This window comes from Candidatus Uabimicrobium amorphum (genome assembly GCF_009002475.1).
Taxonomy (GTDB): domain Bacteria; phylum Planctomycetota; class Uabimicrobiia; order Uabimicrobiales; family Uabimicrobiaceae; genus Uabimicrobium; species Uabimicrobium amorphum.
Genome location: NZ_AP019860.1, coordinates 6,433,861 through 6,458,164, shown reverse-complemented (window position 1 = coordinate 6,458,164; position 24,304 = coordinate 6,433,861). Strand labels below are relative to the sequence as shown.

Genomic DNA, 24,304 nt, shown 5'->3' with positions numbered 1-24,304 from the left:
CCTCATACTGTATTCAAAAATACCTACTTTTCTCTATAAACAAGAATAGCAATGTAAGGCTGCCACGAAAACGTTTTTGAAATTGTTTGCCCAAAAAGTTTATTCGAACCAGAATAGGAAGCAACACCAGCTCTAATATCAATACGGATACTTCCATATGACCTTATTTTTCCCTCTACATGCTCTTTGATGACATCATGTGGGTCTTCCCCTGCGACTAATGCTTCAAAAAATTTCTTCATAACATCAAAAATTAAATTGCTAACATCATCATGTATTTCGTTTGCAATTTGTCGCGCCGTTTCTTCTAAATACAATGAAAATGTATCAATAGTATTTGCGGTAATTTTTTCAAAGGATTCAATACCAATTTCTTCCAGTTTCGTAAGAGTTGCACTACCGCCCCCTCCTGAAACATCAATGCCTATAGCTACTAATATCTCTGCTAAATCTGTTTCTGTAATTTCTCGTCCCCATGCTACCTTGTGTCCATCTTTCTCAATTTTAGCGCGCTTGTCCCATTTATTAGTTGAGTAGTCGACTGCATTGTTAATAGCTGTTTCTATTTTTTGAAGTTCTCTCTGGATTACTTTTGCTTTTTCTTTCGCTTTTTCGATTTCAGATTTCAAGATTGCCAACTTTTGATTAACATATCCATCAATTCGTTTATGCAAGTAATCCTCATCATTCCCATAGGGGATAGCAAGTATTTCGTTACCACCTTTTACGAAAATAAAGATGTCATCTCCATGATGCAAATCATCATTTATCTGACGATGGCATCCAAAATTTGTACTGAGATTTATCCTTGTATATCCTGATTCTGGTATTGTAGTGGCATCTTTCGCGGCAATTAAAGCTTCAATGGGACTGTTTCCTCCGGTTTTTACGCAGAGATAAACATAGGCCGTTCCATCACCACAACTTTTGTTTAAATCAACAATAGCTTTGTATCCATGAGGAATTGGAGTACCTTCACCACCTGCGACTATAGCAATACCCGTGATTCTCTTCTCTGGAGAGATCGCTTCCAATTTGATTCCTAAATCAATATAATCAGTATCTCCTCCAGAACCGCTCGTAAAACCATTTGCGTTTCTTACTTCAATCCAAGTGTGGCTGTTTGCTGTCGCTTTAGCAATAGCATCTGCGCGATCTTCATCTATTCCTGCCTGAATGGAAGTAATACCAAGCTTTAGAATTTTTATTGGAAATGAAATTTCAAATGTAACTGTTTCTATACTAAGACTAGCTATAATATCCATATCTACATCATATGGAACTGCTTTAGCTTTAAAATTACCTACATTAATATCACCATATTTCTTGTGTGAAACAATCCATTTGCAAGAATTAGATATATCTTTTGGTGCTGTATTTGCGAAATGTGCTGTTACTTTATATTTTCCATCTCTATTTTCATATAAAGCACTCGGTCCGCTAATAGAAATTCCTGTTGGTATATTTTGTGAAACATGAGCGTGAAATTTCGATATTTTAAATCCTGGATTTAGCCGTATTCTTTTTCTAGTAACGACTCTCTCCTTATGTTCTACACCAAACATTTTTCCGCCCAAGTACATTTCTGTAGGAATTTTTTTATAGACAGTTTTTGTAGGGCCATAGTAGTCAGAAAGTAGAAATACGGGTAATAAAAAAAGAGTTAATAATATTTTCATACCTTTATCCTTCAAAGAATAAAAAAAGGCAGTAAACCTGCCTTTTATTTATTTTTTCAACAAACTGCGAAGTAAATTTTCTACCTTTTCGATACGTTCTTGCATTTCGCGTTTTTCTGTTTTGAGGGATTTGATTTGTTTGTTTTGCTGGATGGTATACAAAGTAAGTTCTTCTATTTTTTGTAATAACTTTCCTTGCATCTTACCTAGTTGGATACCTCTTCTTTTAACTTCTGTTTCAGAAGGGATGTCTGGCAGATGTTTATTCTTTTTTATTTGTTGTTCAACTTCTTCTAAAGATATCAAGTCATAATTGTCGGCAAAAACAAAATCTGGCCAATCTGCACGTAGTGCAACTTCAATTTCTTCCGCAATTACTTTACCTTTTACTGCAAGATGGTAATCACCATAAGGCGCACAATTTATTCCCACTTGTTGGTGTTGATTCCATTGCAGAGCAATTTTTTTCTCACTCGTAGTAGTACCTAAACCTCCGCCTGAATAGCCATATACAACTGGTCCACTCGTAGCAAGATTGGCGAATGGCTTTTCTTTGTAGTAAATGCCAATACCATGATGATTATCTGAGTATAACAATATATCATTTCCATTTGTTTTCAGAGTGCCACTAAAGTTGCTCTCTCCTTTTATTTGCAAACCTGTAGCAATAACTTTTGAAATTTCTATCTCTTCTGCTTTAACCTTGCCTTTAACTGCAAGATGAAAATCTGACTGTGGGGCGCAATTTATTCCCACTTGTTGGTGTTCATTCCATTGCAGAGCAAGTTTTTTCTCTCCCGTAGTAGTGCCTAAACCTCCACCTGTATGACCATATACAACTGGTCCACTTTTCACAAGATCGGCAAACGGCTTTTCTTTGTAGTAAATGCCAATACCATGATGATTATCTGAGTATAACAATATATCATTTCCATTTGTTTTCAGAGTACTATAAATATAAACATTACCGTCAGTAGCAACATGTATTCTTTTTTCTCCTTTGGTAACGATGTTTAGGCCATAATCCCCGTCGATATTACCGATAAAAGGTGCATTTCCATTATCGTGACCAAATTGTATTCCAACATTGTTTTCTGGATAGGTTACAAATTTTGCTGAACCATTTACTTCTAGTTTTGTTGGAGAAGTCGTTGTACCAATTTTAACAGATGAGTTTTTTAAAGAATCACCAAAGAATTCCATCAATGTTCCATGGCCCGGCACCGTAACTTTTAGCTTTTCCTCCCACATATCAATGGCATATCTACCATGCTGATAACCATTTTGTTCACCAAAGGTAATTTTAGGATTACTACTTCCAATATGCAATTTCGATTTAGGATTGGTTGTACCAATACCTACATTACCATTTACTTCTAGTTTTGTTGGAGAAGTCGTTGTACCAATTTTAACAGATGAGTTTTTTAAAGAATCACCAAAGAATTCCATCAATGTTCCATGGCCCGGCACCGTAACTTTTAGCTTTTCCTCCCACATATCAATGGCATATCTACCATGCTGATAACCATTTTGTTCACCAAAGGTAATTTTAGGATTACTACTTCCAATATGCAATTTCGATTTAGGATTGGTTGTACCAATACCTACATTACCATCTAAGTTTAAATGCATTCTACTGGTGGTTCCCTTAGTCGTGAAGTTGATGGTTTTACCAGCTATTCTCAGTTTATCAGAAAAAAGAATACCTTGACCTTGTAACTCATGTACAAAGGTATCATTCCCTATTTGAATGTATGGACCATCTGAGTGGTTAGTACGGAAGTGTGCTGCTTTTCTCGAATCGCCAGAGTTGACATAAATTGTTTGTGTAAAGTCTTGTGCTGTCGCAAAAACTACCAAATTCAACAATAGAAGAATATATTTTGACATAAAATAGCCCTTATAATTATTAATTCTTTCAGTATTTGATTTACTTAAAAGTTTATAGTTTATCTTTTGTTTTTATGTAGTCCAGAAAATTATCAATGCCGTAAGTTAAACCAAAAGAAAGAAAACCAATATCTATTTGTAATTTTTCATCTATGTATATATTTAGGGCACACGTAGAAAAAGTTATTTTAATTTTATAAAAATTTAAATTTCTAAGGTTATCCCTTACAGCTATGTAATAGTTTTATTGGAATAAGTGTTGAACTACAGAAATGGCAAAAAGAAATAAAAAAATGCTGTGGGTATGAAAAATAGACAATCACCAAGAATTGATTTAGTAAAGTTCTCCTTAGAAACAGAAGACTAGAGTTTTTATTTTGTGTTTTATTTAAAACGCAGTTAAGCAACACAATCACTTATCAAATTCGTCAACACAAGAAATTAGAAAAAAACATTAAGGTGTGTTAAATTGAAGACAGGAAAAAAAAGAGGACCCGAAAGTCCTCAATCTAACCAACTTATTACCAGTTTAGCCCTGAACTTTTTCGATAGCGCCCGGAGCTTTGAATATGGAATAGGTTGGTATTTTCCTACTCAAACTGCGAGCAGTTTTTCGTGAGCAGGAAAGCCCTTTTTTCTTGCGACTCTTTACTTCGTTTTCTGCCCATATGGTGATGCACCACAAAAACGCAGAGATACCTACGAGTAAAAAGCCCTCCCATGAAAAAAACATGATGGTGTGGGTTAAAAAATAAAACGTTAGATTCTTCCACAGCCACCAACTATTATTTCGCTTTCTCTGTGCTTAACCACCAAACCCAAAAAAAGAAACCAAATACCAACACCAAGCCCTAAAAGAATTTAGATTTGTTGCTATGTAACATATCGACAGAAGTTAACTCGGTCACAGCCGAATTTCTGATATCAACATTCTTGCAACTTTTCTATTTGTTCTAAGGTAAGTAAAAAAACTTTTATAGCGTTCTCTTTCCGTCGTATTGATAAACAAAGAAAGAAATCAATTGGCATTTACATAGCCTTTACTTTACAACACATAAAAGGAGAGAACATGCGTACACTCATTCTTTGTTTAATACTTTGTATTCCCGCATACTCGCAATCTGTAACAAAATCGGAAATAGAACTAAAAATTAGTGGAGAGTTCCCTAACGGAGAGTACATCTCGCCAGAAATAGCCACCTTAGATGGAAAAGACGTTAACGAACATACTTTTGCACCGGGAGATTACGAACTTTACGTATCAGAACCAGGGTTCTTTCCGTTGACAAAAAAAGTAACTATTCCCCAGAGTAAAGAAGTATTTGTCATCGAAGAAAAGCTGGTAACTAAGCCACGTAGGATTCTATTCGATCTAACATACGAGCTGTCACCACCGCAGGAGCTAGATCCGATAAAAATTACACTGTCTCCCGTGGATGATCCTACGCAAGAACTCACAATAAAGCCAGGTGATATGGTAAAACCCAATAGTTATTGGTTAAAAATTGAAAAGCCAGCTTACCGAACCATCGAAATAACACAGCATATTTGGCCAGATGAGCGCCCACATACGATTGAGCAAAAACTATACACCAAACAAGTAAAGCTTTCTTGTAAAATTACTCATGACGTTCCTCCGCCTAGTGATGTAGGGCCTTACCGAATCAGTATCGTTGACAAAAAAACACAAGTACCACTTTTTCTACAACGCTCGTATATTCGACCTGGTCTATATGAGGTTACCATTGAACAACCATACTATAAAACCATCGGCCCTATCGACTTCTATGTTGCTCCTGGAAGAAAAGCGGTGATACAAGGCCATTTAATTGCATACGAACGCTGTTTAGATTTGCAGATAAATGCGCGAGATAAAGTGCAGGTGGTAAGTGTTATAGACTCTAGCACCAAAAAAGCGATCACTTGCTATGATACATTTCGACCGGGAGAAAAACTAAATCTACAATTGAAGTTTCGGTCTCACGAAACCATGAACACCGTAGTCGAATTTGTTGTTGGTCAAGGAAGTCAAGTCGTACCGATCTCTCCGCAGCCAATGCAATCGTTTGTTGTAAAAATAAAAGATGCCAAAGAGCACTACGATTTTGAGGTGGATTTAAAAAAGATAGAGGACCATCATCTGCGGCGTGAAGGAGGGATACTTTTTGATACTTACAAAGAAATAGTTATCAAAAAACTCCGAAAAAATAAAGGTTTTTGATAACTATTTCTTTGTTGAAATACCTGTTTTTCAACAGGAGGTTTACCTGCGTAAATTCAATCAAATTTCGATACCAAGACTAATAAAGCACATAGATTCTCTTATCGCCGTAAATAAGTTACCTCAAGTTTTAGTTACAATAGAAAATGTTATAACGAAGCATAGACATCTACTCAAAAAATGTAGTGAAGAACATAAACGCTTATTTATCTCTTATCTAAAACAAATTGAACCTTGTTTTCAACAAGACCAAATACAAAAGCTCATTAGTCATATCAAAAGCGTAGATGTGGAGATTACCAAAATAACAAAATAACAACGCAAGTTTTTAAGCCACAGAGAGAGGTCACAGAGAAATTTTCTATAGAAAAGACTTTAAATACCGTAAGTGACTATATCGAAGATACTTATTTATTTTTTACAGAATAAAGGTTCTATTGTTTTTTATAACTTTCCTCTGTGATCTCTCTCTGTGATTTTGTACTACAAAAAGTTAAATACGACATTTTATTAGGAGAATTTATCTAATAAATAGTTGTTAATGGTATTTGCTAGCCATGAACTAAACTTAAACTGTGTGCGAATAAAGAGAGTTTTCTTTGATGTTTTGAGAGATATTATCACGCCTTTTCCTACCCCCTTTGCTTCTAAAATGTTTTCGGAAGGTATTTTTATTGGTCGCAATTGAAAACCACCAAGAATTTCACGCTTTATAATAACTCTTTTATTCGTAAGGCTAATTTCTCTAAGAAAAGAAGTAGATATATAAGATATTAGTAGTAGTGAAAATAAACAAAAATGAAAAAAGAGTAGATTTTTTGTCGGGAATAGCCTATCCGTAAGAAAATAAATAAAATACGGTGGTGTAAGAAATAGTAGTAGTCCGATACTAGCGCGAATCCAAATTTTATTGTTTTTTATATGAACGTTTATATCTTTTTCACTGCGTCTTACGGTTATAGCTTCAGAAGGGGGATGAAAAGGATCTATATCGGTTTGATTTTCTTGTGAAGAGAATACATAACTCTTTCTCTTTTCCACAACACTTTTCCGAGTCCTTGCGAAGTGGGAAAATAAGAGAAGAAAAGCGATAGTAACTGGATGGTTATTTTGGTAAACAAAGAATAACAAAACGCCTAAAATCGCTGCAAGTGTAATGTAGCTAAAGAGAATGGTATGTGTTTCGAAAAAGTTCGTGTATTTCCCTTTTGCTAGATTACTTTTTCTTCTGGTTATGAATTCTGGTCCAGATAAAAATACACCAAAATACACAATGGAAAAGATAGTTAAAGACACTAGGCACAAGAGGCTAAATAAAAACCTAACAGATATTGAAAAAAAACTATATTTTACAAGGAAATCCTCAGGGTAGAATATTGCTTGATACTTCGAGATTACAAATGGCAAAACGAATGCTGTTATGACCAAAAATATAGCCCATTTGCTATAAAACGTAATTCTTTGTTCTTGTTTACGTGTTTGCGTTTTGGTATGGAAATTTTTTTGGAGACCTGTAGTATCAACAGTCAATTGTTGTAATTTTTTAATTTGTGTATTCGCTACTCCCAAATCCCCTTGGATTAATGCGAAATCTGCATAAGCTATACGTGCCTCTTTTTCGCCTTGGAGGGCTTTGTGATTGTCAGGCCATTTTTTATGCGCTTGGTGAAAAAGAGCGATGCATTGTGAAAGATTTTCGTATAAGGAATACCATTCTCCATCGTTGTAATCTCCTTGTTCTTGGATAATGTGTTTACTGTTCACGAACATTTTTTCTGCTTGTTGGGTAATCTCAATACTTTCACGACGCTGAAGGTAATTCGTGAGTTCCTTTTTAAAATCTGAAACACTGGGATAACGGTCTTTATTTTCTTTGGCCGTAGCCTTATGACAAATTTGTTGTAGTTCAAGAGGAATATCTTTGTCAAAAATAACAGCTTTACTCTCTTTGGCAGCCAGCAAAACTTTCCATATACTTTCACCCGTATGCAGTGGTTTGCGATTTAAAATTTCGCACAATATTCCCCCTATAAGATAAACATCCGTAGTGTATGATATATCCTTACCGCGGCCTTCGGCTAATTCAGGGGGCATGTAACACGGCGTTCCCAAAGGAGTCGTAATTTGACTCTTATGCACTGTACGCCTTTGCTCTGGGTTTTCTTTAACATCGATAGCAATGCCCCAATCCATCACGAGAACTTCTCCAAAATCTCCAATCATAATATTGTCAGGCTTTAAATCGCAATGGACAATTCCTTTGCTATGGGAATATTCAATAGCGTTACATACATCAAATAGTATTTGTAGATATTTGATAAAATCGTACTCTTGTGCTTTGTTTTTTTGCTCAGGAGTTTTTGGGTAGAGAAGTTCTTTTAATGAGATGCCTTTGACAAGTTTCATTGCTAAGAGAACTTCGTTACTTTCTGCATGATCGATTTCGTGTACGGGGACAATGTTGGGATGTTCGAGATAAGCTGTTACTAAAGATTCGGCAAGAAATTTATTTTTGTCTGCACCAGGCAAAGTTTTTTTTATCGCAATTTCTCGTTTTAGTTTTGTTTGTTCTGCTTTATAAATAATGCCCATACCACCGCGATTAATTTCTTCATAGTTTTGGTAGTCTTGTTCGGCCGTAAAGTTTATCTGAACTTTGGATTTCCCTGGGGCGATTGTTTCATTCGTCGAAAAAGTAGCGTTTTCCTCAACATCTTTTATATTTAGTTTTGACGCTTGACAAGAAGAGTCGTTATCCGGTAAAGAAACGGTTGACTCTTCAGAAAATGTGCTTGTTGGCGAACAGTTATCTAAATATTTAGTATCACTACCAGAAAAGGTATTCTGTTGTGGAGATACGGTGATATTGTGAGAATATGTCATCTCTTCGGGTTTCAGCTGGGTACCTTTAAAATCATTTTGTGAATGATCTTGCGTGAGGATTTTTGACCATAGTGTGCGAAAAGTATCGTTATCCATAATTGTTTCCATGTTTTGAAAATTTAGACTTGTTGCGATGTTTTTAGCGATCTTTAGAAATTTTTATCCATAAGATCTAAACCACGTTGTATCTTTTTTTAGTGTATTGGATTTTATTAAAGGCACCAATATTTCCGAAGTCACAGGAGCGGAAAAGCATAGCCATTTATCTTTTAGTATTTCCTTCTTCCAGTTTACTTGCAAGCAACACCAGATTTCTAAAAAGCCATAATCACTATCCTTTTCATCTGGAAGTACATCGACAAATACTTGGCAAAAATGACTCTTATCTCTTTTGTGCGAAAGGAAAGTTGATAACGTTGAATAATCACCTTCACGTACAGACGAGAGCATGCCCAATACAGCTTCAATCGCAAGAGGGGGAGATATATAACACTCTAGAAATTGCTGCGATTTTTCACTAAATCGAAAATTTTTGGTATACAAAAAAGCAGCGATCGCTGCTCCCACCGATGCTAATAGGATTAACAACACCTCTGTCATCAGGGCAAATGTAGAGTTTAACATATCTGAATTTAAAAAATCTGATTGATCACCTGCTTCTGGGGTAAAAAAGATACTTAACCAAGCAGTGTTTAAGGGGTAATTTTTCTCTGCCACGGCTTCTAAAAACATTTTTTTTCCGACATAAGCACCCAATATGACAACTAAAAATGCGAATATTGCTGCTATTTTAGGACTGCGGTTTTTCCATTTAAACCCAGAATAGGTAATCATAAGACCTACAAAAAAAGCTATCAAGAAAATCGGTGTGATAAAAGATCCCAGGTAGTAAAACGGTGCTCCGAATAACCAAAGATGAATTGCCAAAAACCAACAAAACGGAGCGTACCAAGAACTCACACCAAATAAAAAACTTGTTGCATATAAAAAAAGACTGCCAATACCAAGAACAAAACCTCCTACTGCAATACCCATCAAGCTGAAAAAACAAGCAACAGGGATTCCGAGAACAAGCATCGCAATAACACTCTGAAGAGTAGTTTTTCCGCTAGATGTATAGGCTGTTTGGACAGAAGGCAGAATTTTTTTCATAGATTTTACTGCCTTTTTTAAATTCTCTTTTGCTTTTTGTTTCGAGGAGTACTCTTGTTCTAAATATTCTACATTGGGCAGGTTTAAATGAGCTAAGTAGTGGCGGTTTTTTTTGGCCGATTTAATTTTTTGTTCTAAAGCGTTCACTTCTGAGGAAAAATGTTCCATGTCTTCTATTTGCGACAATGAAAGTTTGTCTAATTGGCCAGCAGCTAGTGTCAAATCTCCATTCATGAAGGCGACTTTGGCGTATGTTAAACGAGCTTGAAGTTTTCCGTGTATGGCTTGCTCGTTTCCACTCCATAAGTCGACAGCTTCGTCAAAACCAAAAATAGCTTGTGGTAAATTCTCGTAGAGTGTTTTTGTATCGCTACTTTGTTGGTTGTCCTTTATCTGTTCTAGCTGCTGCAAAGTGTTTTGCGAATTTTCTAAAATTTGTTGTGCTTTGTTCGATATTTTAATGCTGTCACGATGTTGTAAGTAATTTTCTACGGCTTTCTTGAACAAAATAGCATTTTGATAGCGTTCGTTGTGGTTTTGGGCCATTGCTTTATGACAAACTTGACGTAGTTCAAGAGGCGTGTTCTCGCTAAAAGAAACAGGCTTACCTTCTTTGGCGGCTAATAAAACTAGCCACATACTTTTACCGTCATGTGGGGGACGACGTTGCAATATTTCGTATAAAATACCACCAAGTAAATAGACATCCGTAGCCGATGATATATCTTTGCCACGTCCCTCTGCTAGTTCTGGAGACATGTAGCATGGAGTTCCCATAGGTGTAGTAATGTCATTTTTATGAAAAGTGCGCTTCTCATCAACACGATCGCGAATATCAACAGCGATTCCCCAGTCCATAACTAGAACCTCACCAAAGTCACCAATCATTATGTTGTCAGGTTTTAAATCGCAGTGAACGATTCCCTTGCTATGTGCGTAATTGACAGCATTGCATACACTTATTAGAATTTCTAAATGTTTTTGCAGATTGTATTCTTTCGCTTTATCTTCATGTTCTAGTGTCTCAGGATACAATAGATTTTTCCAGGAGATACCTTTGACTAACTTCATGGCTAAAAGAATATCCCCATCGTTGTTTTGATCTATTTCATAAACGGGAATGATATTGGGATGATCTAAATAAGCAGTGACCAACGATTCCGCAAGAAATTTATTTTTATCTACTTGTGAGAGGATCTTTTTAATCGCAATTTTTCGCTTTAGCTTTACTTGTTCAGCCCGATAGATAATTCCCATTCCACCACGGTTGATTTCTTGGTAGTTTTGATAATCTTTCTCAGTGTCAAAAGTTGTTTGGATTCTTTCTTTATTTTGAAGAGTCGACTCAATGGAAGAAGTCACCTCTGCTATCGAGTTTTCAGAAGAAACGGTGGCGTCTTCAGAAAAAGTATCTCTTGTATTATTTTCTGAATTCTCTCCAGGCGAAACAGTGGAGTCTTCGGAGAATGTGTCTACCGGTGATCGATTTTTCGTATAAATTGTCCCGTCGTTGGAAAATGTATTCGTTAGTGGAGAACCAGAGTGAATTGTGTCATCACCAGAAAAAGTCTGTTGTTGTGGAAATAGCGTGATATCTTGAGAAAATGTCATTTCCTTCGATTTATATGTGTCACGTATCGATTGTTTCTGTGAACTATGTTGTTTTAATATTTTCGACCATAATGAGCGGAATGTATCGTTATCCATGATCCCCCCTAAAATATTTGTCTATAGATCGGTAAAGATACATCAATTTTAAGCATTTTCGATATAAAACAAAATAACAAAACCATAAATAATCAAATCGATTGTTTTTCTGAAACTTGAAATGAAAAAGATTTCTCGCTCTAATGGATTTGGTGGTCATGTTGCATAAAGAAAAAAATGAAACAACAGAGGTCTGTGGTTTATTTAACAAGATAGTACCCTTGTTCTTTTTTTCCTTTTTTCACCAACTTTTTCCAAAAAGTACTTACCAAATGTCCTCCAGAAATCGTAATGAAAAACAAGCAAAATGACATGGTTCCGAACTCAAATGTAGATTTTTTTATAAGAACTAAAACAAAAATCGTGATACTAATAGCAAAAATTAGAGCCACGAATGTATTCAACAAAAAAAATCCTATACTCGATATCGGACTTAGGTTATTTTCTTGCAAAAAACCCCAGTTTTTACGTATTTGTTCGCGTATTTTCTCATCAGATTCCATTTTCAAACGTTGAAGTATGAAGTTTTTCACCATCCGCGAGCCAATATCGATTTGGGATATGGTTTTTATGGCGTTGTATCTGAGAGGTGTACTTTCAGTGCTGGCCGCTTCAAAAAGTAGAGGCAGAGATGGTTGACCAATTTCGATCAATGTCTTTTGTGCTTTGAGGCGCTTCTGGGAATCTTCATGTTCTAAATTAGCGATTTCATCCGATATGGTCTTTTTTATATTTACTTCCTTATTTCCCAAAGTTTTCATATTTAAATTCAGTTTTTTGTGTATAGTGGCTTTTTTACTGCGGTGTGGTATCAACATCAAGATTGTTATTGCCAAAAACCAAAACAGTTTCCATTGTGCAGGAAAATGTAGCGTCATTTTTGATTCAACAACATACGTGGCAAACCCGGAAAGTGAGAGAATTATGGCCAAATTCATCAAACATAACAATACAAACTTGAAGCCTTCTCCCAGCCAACGTACTAGCACCGGAATACATAGCAAAAATGCAATGGCAAAGTTTATCCATCCTATATTCGGATCTATGGTAAAAAAAATGACAAATGTGCCAATAAACAACAGGGTATACAAACTGACTTTTAAAATAGATAATACCGATTCAAGATTTTCCATACTGTCTAAATCTTCACTCAGAAAAAAAATGCTTTTCCGTTGTTCTGCAGAGATGAGTTTGTGCTTTTCGACGTAAGTATTTGCGATTATTTCTAAAAGTTTTCCCAGTTCGCGACGTGCAAGGGCAAACTTCTTATCCAAAAGAGCCAAACGCATATAGGCGATTCTCGCTTCGATTATGCCCTTATACGCAATTTTATTTTTATTCCATATTTCCAGAGCTCTCTCAAAGCGAAAAATAATTCGCGAAAGATTTTCGTAAATAAAACTATTGCTACTAATTTGAATTTCCTGTATTCCAATATGGGCAATCTTAATACTTTCTTGGTGTGTGAGATACGCTTCAATTTCTAGAATAAAGTCGTTTATATTTGTATAGCGCTGCCCACTTTCTTTTGCCATCGCTTTGTGGCAAATCTGTTGCAAATCAAAAGGGACGCTCGCGTCGAAAATAACAGGTTTATTTTCTTTTGCCGCGAGCAAAACCAACCACATGCTTTTTCCTGTATGCGGTGGCTGACGCTGTAGTATTTCATACAAAATTGCCCCGAGTAAATAAATATCCGTGGCATATGAGATATCTTTACCACGTCCTTCGGCTAGTTCGGGTGACATATAGCACGGTGTCCCCATCGGCGTTGTGATATCACTTTTGTGAAAGGTGCGTTTTTCGAAATTCTCATGAACATCGACGGCAATCCCCCAGTCCATCACCAATACCTCGCCAAAGTCTCCAATCATAATGTTTTCCGGTTTTAAATCGCAATGGACAATTCCCTTACTATGCGCGTAGTTAACAGCATTGCAGACATTGATCAAGATTTCTAGGTGTTTTTGTAAATTGTACTCATTAGCTTTTTCTTTGTGTTCTGCTGTTTGCGGATAGAGGAGGTCTTTCCACGAAACTCCTTTCACCAGTTTCATTGCGAGGAGAATGTCACCGTTGTTATTTTGATCCATCTCATAGATCGGTACAATATTGGGATGATCTAAATACGCTGTCACGAGTGATTCAGCGACAAATTTATTTTTTTCCATCTGTGGAAGCGTTTTCTTAATAGCAATTTCGCGTTTGAGCTTTTTTTGCTCAGCTTTGTAGATAATCCCCATACCACCGCGATTGATCTCTTGGTAATTTTCGTAGTCTTCCTCTGCAGGCAAGCTGGTTTGGATTTGCGCTTTATCTTTAGGAGAAGTCGTTTCCCTTGTCGAGAAAGTGGCTTGATCTACTGGAGTTTCACAATGAACAGTGCCGTCCTCCGAAAATGTGTCCGCTGGCGATGGATTGTGAGAATGGATTGTGCCATTGTCAGAAAAAGTTTGCTGTTGCGGAAACACGGTAATGTTATGAGAGTAGGACATACTTTCTGATTTGTACGTTTCGCTTATTTTATCACTGTCGAGCACTTCGGGAGTTACGACTTTACTCCACAATGTTCTAAATTGTTTTTCATCCATTTTGATCTTCCTCTTCCATTTCGCTCAGGTATGTTTGTGCTTTGTCAAAAAAGCCTTCGTCGAATAAATAGTTGTTTATTACGTTACATAGCCAGGATATTTCCGACTTGGGAAAGTAAATTCTTAGAGGTTTTGTCTGTCCTTGGCGATAAACAAATAGAGACAATAGTAGGTTTTTTCTTTTAACAGCAGCGTTCTTTATTTCATTTTTTTTAAGTTGTATCACAGCTGTTTCTTTTCCAAGAACGCTTTTCTTTATACCAATTCCACTTGGCGAAAATCTTAGCTGGGAGTGCCTTCTAAAATGAGGAAAAATTATTATTAGAGGGCACAAAAAAATCATGGCTATGGCCAAGGAGGGAGCCTCTAATAACGAAAAAATAATAATAAACAACAAAGCCAGCACGAAACAATGAATAACCCTCTTCGACGAGTCCATCATCTGTGATTTGCAAACAACGACTTCTCCATCTTCATATGAGACTTGGGTTTGTTGTCCATCTATTGCAAAGTAGTTGATGTCCTCATTTTTTCCCAAAAATATCGGAGTATTGGAATAACTAGTTTTCCATTGGCTATCTAGTAAAAGATACGTAATGACGGAAGCAAAAATGATCACTAGATGACTTGGGGGATTGTTTTTCACACAAGAAAACACAAGAAACAAGAATATGGGGATAAGTATTAATTGGTTAATTACTTGTGTGATCTCACTGGATATACGTACTTTGGTATAACCAAGTCTTCCTGTCTCGTAGAGAAAACTTTTTATCAAAAATGACAAAAGGTATCCGATACACAACACCACGATAATTCCTACCAAAGCTACAAAAAATAGCGTGTCAATTTGATTATCAAAACTCCAACGCGTTTTTTTTGTGATCTGGGGCAAAGCAAATGCCACAAAAGCAAACAGCATGCACCATTTACTTGAGGAAAGAAATGTTTTATCTTGATTTATAGAGGCGGTCTTAATGCGCAAAACCTTTGCCAAAAATTTTATCGATTTATCTTCAGGAAACATTTGTTGTAGTTTTTTTAATTGTGTATTCGCCACGCCTAAATCACCGATCTTCAATGCCAAGTCAACGTAAGCAACACGAGCTTCGTATTCCCCATCTGATATCTGTTGATTTTCCTCCCACAATTCACGCGCCTGATGAAATAAAACAATTGTCTGCGAAAGATTATCGTAAAGATAGTGCTGCTCTTCTTCGTTCAATTTACCTTTTTCTTTGGAAATGTATTGGCAATTTGTCAAAAGCGTTTTGGCTTTATGTTGCAAAGCAATACTTTCGGAATGCATAAGGTAGTTTTGTAACGAATCTTGAAATTCAGTCACGCTTTGATGTCGCGCTGCTGTGTCAGCAAGTAAAGATTTGAGGCATAGTTCTCGTAGTTCCTGCGGTATATTGTCTGCAAATTCGGGAATATGACCCTTTTTAGCATCGAGTAACGTTAACCATAAACTTTTGGCATTGCGTATTGGTTTGCGATGCAGAATCTCATATAGAATGGCTCCCAAAAGATAGATATCCGTGGCATTACATATGTCTTTACCGCGCCCTTCCGCTAGCTCAGGGGGCATGTAGCAAGGTGTTCCCATGGGGGTTGTAATATCATCTTTATGAAACGTGCGTTTTTCGCCAGGGATTTTGCAAACAGCGATTCCCCAGTCCATGACCAATACTTGTCCAAAATCTCCGATCATCACATTGTCCGGTTTTAAATCGCAGTGCACTATTCCCTTACTATGAGCATAACTTATGGCATTACAAACGTTCATTAATATTTGTAAATGCTTTTGCTGGTCGTATTCTTCTGCTTTCTTTTTGTGTTCTTCCGTTTGCGGATAGAGAAGATTCTTCCACGAAATACCTTTTACCAACTTCATTGCCAAAAGAAGATCGCCCTCATCATGCTCATCAATCTCATATATGGGAACAATATTAGGGTGGTCAAGATACGCTGTTACGAGTGATTCCGCGAGAAACTTATTTTTTTCAACTTGCGGTAAGGTTCTTTTGATGGCGATTTCGCGTTTGAGTTTTGTTTGCTCCGCTTTATAGATAATCCCCATACCACCGCGGTTGATTTCCTGATAGTTTTGATAGTCCTGTTGCAAACCAAAATTCTTTTTATTTGGTGCAGTGCTTCGTGAGTCGAAAGTTTCCTGCGCAGAAAAAGTGACTCTCGCTGCGTCTTCAGCGTGAACAGTTGGATTTCCCGAAAAAGTGCCTGCTGCTGGTGGATCATTAGAGTGGATTGTTTCATCGCCGGAAAAAGTCTGTTGCGCAGACACGCGAAGGCTACTAGAAAATGACGCGTCTTTGGATTTGTACGTTTCGCTTATTTTATCACTGTCGAGTACTTCGGGAGTTACGACTTTACTCCACAATGTTCTAAATTGTTTTTCATCCATATTTATCTCCCTTTTCGCGACGGACAACTTCTCTTCTGGCACCATTTATTCTAACGAGTAGATTCTAACTCCAAATTTTCTGAGTTTTATGTACTTTCCAAAAATATAGTTTTTATTTATAAATCCATTGTATCTTTATATTTTTTGATAGTCAAACAAAGCTTACGGTATTTATACGCTATATTTGCTTTTTTGTTATTGATCTTTGCACAAAGATAAATCATAATTTCTCTTTGTGCAATATTTTAGATGCCCAGAAGTCCCACCCTATAGAGGACGGGGACTTCTGGGAGTTTCGTTAAATTTCAAAGTGAGAAATCATGGATAATGATACATTTCGCTCTCTATGGTCAAAAATTCTGGAACAAGATAATTCGCAAAAGCACTCGGTACGTAATACATATAAATCGAAAGAAATGACATTTTCGCACGATATCACACTATTTCCACAACAACAGACTTTTTCTGGTGATAACACAATTCACTCTGCTCCTCTATCAACAGATACATTTTCCGAAGATTCAACTGTCTCCTTTAAAGATTCAGCAGAAAAAGTTACTTTTTCTGCCACTGAAACCACCGCGCCTCAAAGTAGAAAAAGAATTCAAGCTAGTTTTAATACAGAACAAAACTATCAAAACTATCAGGAAATCAACCGTGGTGGTATGGGAATTATCTACCGTGCGGAACAAACCAAACTCAAACGCGAAATTGCCATAAAGAAAACGCTACCACAAGTAGAAAAAAATAAGTTTCTCGCCGAATCATTAGTCACCGCGTATCTCGATCATCCTAACATCGTACCCATATATGAGATCGATGAAAACAACAGTGGTGACATTCTTCTTGCCATGAAGCTAGTCAAAGGAGTCTCCTGGAAAGATCTACTCTATCCCCAAACCGTTGAGCAAAAAGAAAAAGCCCAAGAATACGACCTAAAAAAACATTTAGAAATTCTCATTAGTGTATGCAACGCAGTAAGCTATGCACATAGTAAAGGTATTGTCCATTGTGATTTGAAACCCGATAATGTCATGATTGGAGACTTTGGCGAGGTATTGGTGATGGATTGGGGAATTGCCGTTGATGTCAAAGCAAATGCCGATGAAAGACGCACTTTCCACAGTAAGGAAATTACAACACCGATGGGAACACCTTGTTATATGTCACCAGAACTCGCGGAAGGAAGAGGAAAAGACATTTGCTTTGCCACTGATGTTTATCTTCTCGGAGCAATTTTATACGAAATACTACACAAAAAGCCGCCTTTTCGCGAAAACAATTTGTGGCTAACCTTACTAGCCGTAAAAAATGGAAAAACGCCAACATATAACAAAAACATATCCTCCGAGTTAAAATATATATGCCGTAAAGCCATGGCCACCAAGATAGAAAATCGTTACCAAAGTGTGTCTGAATTTTCCAGCATGCTACAAGAATACTCTAAGTATACAGAAAGTATGAACGTCACAGATAAAGGCATTCAAATTATAGAAAGCACTATTCGTGAAATAGAAAATGTACATAAGAAAGTAAAAACTAAGGAAAAAGATAGTTTAGATATGCACTCGCAACATGTGAGGGCATTAAAACAACGTCAATATCAATTTTACGAAAATTTTTCTGAAGCAATTTTCGCTTTTAAAAGAGCTATTGAGATATGGGGAAAAAATGAGACGGCAAAAACGGAAATCTGCAAAGCACGTTTAGAATACGCTTGCTTTGCTTTTGCCAATGATGACTTTGCTTTAGCGGCATCGCAAACAAAAAAAATAGTGCATCTCTCCGGAGTAAGAAAGACTACATTTGAGCAACTAAAAAAAAATTTACTACGTAAAGAAAGTTTTATAAATCGCGATTGTAAAGTAATTCTAGTGCTTGTAAGCATATATGTCATTCTTTTTACAGACACGGAGGTGACAAGTAACATAATCACATTTTGTCAAAAACACGATATTGTCACTGCATCATTAATTGTCGCTGCTTTGGTCTTCTCATATAAATTAAAAGAACATACCTTTTTATTACGTTTAATTTTTGTTTGCTCATTTCTCATAATAGGGACATTATTTTTGTCGATCAGTCCGCACTATGGTGGCACAGGATTCATAAGTATTATATTTTTAATTGTTGTAGCTGATAAACATTTAGTCCCCTTCATTTTTAAATTCATCCGCTTATCCTATGAGCTTCTTATTTTGTATATTTTTTGCCGCATGATGTTTTGCTATCCTATTTTATCTATTATTTTATTGATATCGTTGAATATAATAGGCATATCATTCCGTGTAATATTTGGTTCCCTGGAAGAAAAAAACGAAACCGTGCCACAAGAAAAAATGTTTTGTGCTGTTGAGAAAGGAAGAGAACAGGACTTACGTCATCTGGGTAATTTGCCAATTGAAGCGCGCGACAGAAATGGTTTAACAGCTTTAATGATAGCTGCAAGTTATGGAGAGCTTGCCATTGCCAAAATTTTGATAAAACAAGGAGCAGAATTAGACGCCGTTAGTATAGATAGTGGAGAGACTAGTTTAATGCTTGCCATCAGGTCAAAGAATATCGAAATAGCAAAATTACTAATCAGAGAAGGAGCAAATATTAATATAGAAGATCATAGTGGTAAAACAGCATTTGAAATGCTAGATAAAGACAATAACCAAATTCTTTATCTAAATACACAATAAAATCATAAAAGTAAAAAATTGATTGCCATATCTCAAAGGAAGGTTAAACGAGGATGAGAAAAAAGGAGCTTCGTCAACTATGGGAAGAGTTGGTTTCCATGGCGGAACTAGAAAGTCCTGATCCAGGAATTACATATCTGCCAGCAGAAAGTCAAGTTTTACAAAACATCCATTTTCCGCAAGTTTCTCACTTTGATGAAAATGGAATGGTTCTTGAACACTCTAAAAGTGATGTTGATGTACAACAAACTACCTTGAGACGTAACGTCGTCATTAAAAAGATAAAGGATGATAGTGAAAAAGATTTTTTTATTCAAGAATCCTTGATTACCGCCGCACTGGAACACCCTCATATTTCTCCCATTCATGAATTAGTTGAAGATAAAAATGGTCAAATGTTGTTGGTTATGAAAAAAGTAAAAGGCTATAGTTGGCAGCAACTTTTACATTCCGAAAAAGAAGAAATTCGTAAATTTTTGGACAAAAATACAATCTCAGGTACGGAAACGCCCAACCTAAAACGTATCCGTTTTCATTTGGACGTGTTGTTAAAAGTTTGTGACGCAATAGCTTTCGCTCATTCCAAAGGAATTATCCACAATGACCTCAAGCCGGCAAATGTTATTGTGGGAGATTATGGTGAAGTCATCGTCAAAGGATGGGGATCAGCGATATACAAAGGCAAAGAAAGCGCCCCACATTTTCGTACTGACATCCATCAACCAATTGGAACTCCTTCTTATATGGCACCTGAGTTAGTTGAAGGAAATAATGACAATATCAATGTAACAACCGATGTCTACCTTCTCGGAGCTATTCTATGCGAAGTTGTAACCCATAGACCTCCTCATTTTGAGGATAGTTTATGGCAAACTATCCTTTCTGCGCAAAAAGGACAAGTACCAAAATTAAAATCTGATAGTTCATTAGATGATCAACAATTGCATGATATTTTTAGCAAAGCGATGGCGAAGAATCCACAAGAGCGCTATCAAAGTGTTTCTTCATTCAAAAGCGCAATTGTTACTTATTTCGACCATCGAGAAAGTATAAAAATTGCAGAGGAGGCCAAAAACCTATTTTCTGAGACGATCAATGCCTCATCTAGCCCCAGAAAAAATACTAGCGATTTGTATGAAGGGTTGACAACAGTCACGGCTAAGTACAGTCAGGCTCTAGACCTATGGCCTAGAAATAGTAAGGCTCAAGAAGGCGAAATACAGGCTCATTTGGAATATGCAAAAATAGCCATTGCAAATAAGGAGTTTAATCTTGCGGAAGTCCATCTAAACTACTTGAAAACATACAAGTCAAAAGATATCAAAAAATTTAGGAAGAAACTGCAAAAGAAAAAGAGAATTCAGCGAGGGTATGCTATCGTAAAAAGAAGATTTGTTCTGACATTTTTTTTTGTTATGGTACTAGGGAATTTTTTCGCTGGAGCTCTTTACTCTGGGCCTAATAATATCTCTAAATATTTCATAATATCCCTTGCTATTTCTGTCCTGTTATTTGTCTTTTTGTATAAGTTAAGAAACAACAAATATGCTATTGGATTTATTAAAAAAATAGTATATATTCTTTATATCTCAGCTATTATTCTCTCTATTTACTTTTCCGTTCGGTTAGGCGTTTTTTGGTGGCAAGTATCTCACATAGAGAAAAATCCATTTGTATCCTTAACCCATGAAAAGTCGTACATACGTAAAAGAGCTGCCAAAAAAATTCTATCAAAAAAACTATATCTTAAAACAGAAAAAGTAGATCCTAATAACCTGATTAAGGCTCTTCGTTACAATGATGCTTCCATAAATGAAGTGTTGATGAAAGTTTTACCCAATAAGATAGAACAAAAACATGCAGTACCTCTAATTTTGGAGATTAGAGATGACAATGATAGAGCTTCGTTGCTTTTAGATGGCATAGAGTGGCAAAAAGTTTCTGTACAACAACAGACAATCGAAGGTCTCAATAACATTCTCTCTGATAACAAACAACACTTTTTACAAAAAATGGCTGCGGCAAAGACCTTAGTAAAAATTAAACCTAATTCTCCGCAAGTCGTTCCACATCTTATTTTGCTTCTCAAAGGTGGTGGCTGGAATATACAACATGTCGCTCAAACACTTTTAATAAATATGGGAGAAGTAGCCGTTCCTGAATTGACCAAAGCTTTGACAACTCTTAACAACTCTAAAATAATCGCTATCTTGACTGAAACGCTTGTTGGAATAGGCAAAGTAGCTGTCCCCTACCTAATAACTGCGTTGAAAGATTCAAGCGGAAAGCGTAGTCGAGTATTGAAAATCTTAGGTCGTATAGGTGCATCAGAAGCTGTACCAGCTATTATTCTTGTATTCAAAGACCAGGATCCGTCTGTCAGAAAGCTTGCAATACATACATTAGAAGAGATAGGAGAAGTAGAAAAAGCCGTTCCCTACCTTATCCTTGCTTTAGGAGATCGTAATTCTGAGGTAAGAGAAAAAGCAACAAAAGTACTGGATGATACAAGAGAGAACATTTTGCCTTTGGTTAGCAAATTTATTCAGACAGAGGCAAATGAGGCAACTATTACATTAAGTTACAAAGCTTTAAATAGCTGTTTATGGAAAATATATTTTAAAGAAGATAAAAGCGCTTTTACTCAGATAGATCTAAAACTCTTATCACATTCAAAAAACAAAAGTCATCTTAATACAGTAGCAGCAATCTACGCTTGGCAAGGAAATGTAGAAAAAGCACATGAATATGCCACTAAAGCCCTGCAAGAAACACCAAGAAGAGTAAATCTACTTCTTCAGGGACAGTCCCCTAAACAAGTAGAAAAGACGATGAAATATTAAAGATGTTAGTCATATTAGACTTGACGTACAGCAAGTAATAAAACACTAAAATGAAGATGAAATTTACTGAATACGACCGTTTGATATCCAGAAAAGAAGCATATAAATGCTAAAACATAGCACCATTATGTCATGAGGAATAGTAAATCCGGTAGTAACGTAAAGAAGCCTTGCTAGTAGTAACCCAACACAAGTTAGAGATATCATATGAAGTACTGATAACAAATTAAACCATCTATAAACTAGAATTATTAAGAAGACTAAAAGAGATAATTTCTCACTTAGTGGCTCCTCACTTAGTAACTCTGATGGCATTCGTGTCAGAATTGGTGTAACAATTTCAATGATTTCAATAATCTCAGGTAGAAAAAAAACTATCAAAATGTAACAAGTTAAACCAATACTATACTTTAATTTCCTTCTGATAAGAGCATAGCTCTCTTTGTTTTTTTTGAGATCTTGAATATCTTTTTGCAAAGATTGTACTTTTTCGCATTTGTTTTTTACTAGATGTTTAATTTGAGTATTTGCTAGATGAAACTCCTTATTCATAGAAGCCAGTTTGGCGTATGCAAAAAGAGCTTTTTGTTCACCTTCGCGTGCAGCATTATTTTTTGGCCAAAGTTTTAAAGCTTGGCGGAATCCTGAAACAGATTTTTCCAGTTTCTCGTAGAGAAATATATTGTTACTTTTTTGTCGTAACCTCATTATCCCCTGAATTTTGTCCAGCAAGAAAAAGAAAACCCCATAGTCTTTATGACGCTTTTCTTGTTCGATAATTTTGTTATTGCACTCAACAAATAAATTTTCTGCGTTTTTAGTAAGAGTGATACTTTCTTTATGTCCAAAGTATTCACTAATCGCGTTTTTAAACTCCGTTACGTTCTGGTAACGTTCGTCGGAATTTTTAGACATGGCTTTCGTGTAAATATCTCGAAGCTCTTGTAAATCTAAAGAGATAGAATCTACAGATTCAGAAAACTTTCCTTCGATGGCTGACAGCAAAACCATCCAGACGCTTGCTCCTTGATGCGGTGGCTTCCCTGTGACAATTTCATGTAAAATAGCCCCTAGAAGATAGACGTCTGATGTTTCTTTGATGTGCTGGACATCACCTTTTGCAAGTTCTGGCGAAATGTAACAGGGGGTTCCCATTGGTCCAGAGATCATAGATTTATGTAGGTAAAAAGGATTTTTTTCCCCAATACTTGTTGCGATTCCCCAATCCATGACAACAACTTCACCGTAATCACTTACCATAATATTTTCGGGTTTTAAATCGTTGTGTATAATTTTTTGTTCATGTGCAAAAGCTATCGCATCGCAGACTTTTAACAAGATGTTTAAGTGATACTTTACTTTGTCCTCTTCCTGAATCTCACAAGGTTTTTTCCCGATGTTCCTAGCGATAAAATGCTTTATTTTTTGTTTGTTAGAACTTAACAATTCTTTCCAGGTATAGCCCTGTATATTTTTCATGACAAGAATAATTTCATTTTGTTTATTTAGCGCTAACTCATGAACAGGAGCGATATGCGGATGCTCTAAGAGACCCGTAAGAAGAGATTCTTGAATAAAACGTTCCTCATTTCCGCCTTCTTTTATTTTTTTTACAACGACATCCCGATATAAATTTTGTTGTTGTGAGTGAATCACAACGCCCATACCACCTTCTGCGATTTTCTTTTCTTCACGGAAGTGATGGACAACTGGCAGCCCTAAGGAATCACGTATGTTTATTGATGCATTATATTGCTTTTGGGATAAGTCATTTTTTGTTTTTATATCAGAAAAAGTGCTCTGTTTTTTCTCTTTGAAAATTGTCTTTTCATCCGAGAAAGTTTGTCCAGTTATTTCATTAGGGGTAATAGTTTTGGTATCTGAGAAGGTTTGTTCCGTTGTTTCGTTAGGGGTAATAGTTTTGGTGTCTGAAAAAGTCTTCAAATGGGGCTTGTACGTAATATCGGCTTGATCAAAATGTTGAGATGTAAGAATTGCCCATTGCTCTTTAAGCTTTTCTTGATTTGTGTAGTTACTCATAATAAATCCGATAAATTCAGCTATTATAAAAAATACAAGTATTTTACATGTGTAGTATTTTATTCTAACGCTTAGATTTTGCTTTTCCATAATTTTCTTACAAAGATAAAGTCAAAAGGCTTATAATCTTTTCTTCTTTAAAAGGTAAATGAAAAGAGAGTGCGAAAACTTATTACGTCTTTTTTACGA

10 protein-coding genes are annotated in these 24,304 nt (G+C 36.1%); 3 read left to right on the top strand and 7 right to left on the bottom strand.

All coding sequences use genetic code 11. The annotated features are described in order from the left end of the window. Positions 1-23 precede the first annotated feature (23 nt). Both UABAM_RS22960 and UABAM_RS22955 read right to left on the bottom strand, forming a co-directional pair. The gene (locus UABAM_RS22960; protein ID WP_151970334.1) at positions 24-1,679 is read right to left on the bottom strand and encodes a hypothetical protein; all 1,656 of its coding nucleotides are present in this window, start codon (positions 1,677-1,679) and stop codon (positions 24-26) included. A 48-nt stretch (positions 1,680-1,727) separates the two neighbouring features. After that, a complete protein-coding gene (locus tag UABAM_RS22955) occupies positions 1,728-3,569 on the bottom strand; it encodes a DUF4200 domain-containing protein (RefSeq protein ID WP_151970333.1) in 1,842 nt (613 codons plus the stop codon). A 1,069-nt stretch (positions 3,570-4,638) separates the two neighbouring features. Here UABAM_RS22955 and UABAM_RS22950 point away from each other — a divergent pair. Next, a complete protein-coding gene (locus UABAM_RS22950; protein ID WP_151970332.1) occupies positions 4,639-5,790 on the top strand; it encodes a peptidase associated/transthyretin-like domain-containing protein in 1,152 nt (383 codons plus the stop codon). A gap of 510 nt (positions 5,791-6,300) precedes the next feature. On the opposite strand, the gene UABAM_RS22945 is transcribed toward UABAM_RS22950, so the two are convergent. The 4 genes from UABAM_RS22945 to UABAM_RS22930 form a co-directional block, all read right to left on the bottom strand. Next, a complete protein-coding gene (locus UABAM_RS22945) occupies positions 6,301-8,769 on the bottom strand; it encodes a serine/threonine-protein kinase (protein WP_173013513.1) in 2,469 nt (822 codons plus the stop codon). A 63-nt stretch (positions 8,770-8,832) separates the two neighbouring features. Then, positions 8,833-11,532: a protein kinase domain-containing protein gene (locus UABAM_RS22940; RefSeq protein ID WP_151970330.1), complete on the bottom strand. Its 2,700-nt coding sequence runs from the start codon at positions 11,530-11,532 to the stop codon at positions 8,833-8,835. 200 nt (positions 11,533-11,732) lie between these two features. Then, complete coding sequence (locus UABAM_RS22935; protein WP_151970329.1) at positions 11,733-14,123, bottom strand: protein kinase domain-containing protein; 2,391 nt, start codon at positions 14,121-14,123, stop codon at positions 11,733-11,735. Further along, complete coding sequence (locus UABAM_RS22930; RefSeq protein ID WP_173013512.1) at positions 14,116-16,545, bottom strand: serine/threonine-protein kinase; 2,430 nt, start codon at positions 16,543-16,545, stop codon at positions 14,116-14,118. Before UABAM_RS22930 ends, UABAM_RS22935 begins: the two co-directional genes overlap by 8 nt. Positions 16,546-16,865: 320 nt before the next feature. Here UABAM_RS22930 and UABAM_RS22925 point away from each other — a divergent pair, with 320 nt between their 5' ends. Both UABAM_RS22925 and UABAM_RS22920 read left to right on the top strand, forming a co-directional pair. Continuing rightward, complete coding sequence (locus UABAM_RS22925) at positions 16,866-19,232, top strand: protein kinase domain-containing protein (RefSeq protein WP_151970327.1); 2,367 nt, start codon at positions 16,866-16,868, stop codon at positions 19,230-19,232. Between the two features lie 53 nt (positions 19,233-19,285). Next, a complete protein-coding gene (locus UABAM_RS22920; RefSeq protein ID WP_151970326.1) occupies positions 19,286-22,075 on the top strand; it encodes a protein kinase domain-containing protein in 2,790 nt (929 codons plus the stop codon). A 63-nt stretch (positions 22,076-22,138) separates the two neighbouring features. Here UABAM_RS22920 and UABAM_RS22915 read toward each other — a convergent pair whose 3' ends face one another. Beyond that, the gene (locus UABAM_RS22915) at positions 22,139-24,205 is read right to left on the bottom strand and encodes a serine/threonine-protein kinase (RefSeq protein WP_151970325.1); all 2,067 of its coding nucleotides are present in this window, start codon (positions 24,203-24,205) and stop codon (positions 22,139-22,141) included. Between the last annotated feature and the right edge of the window lie 99 nt (positions 24,206-24,304).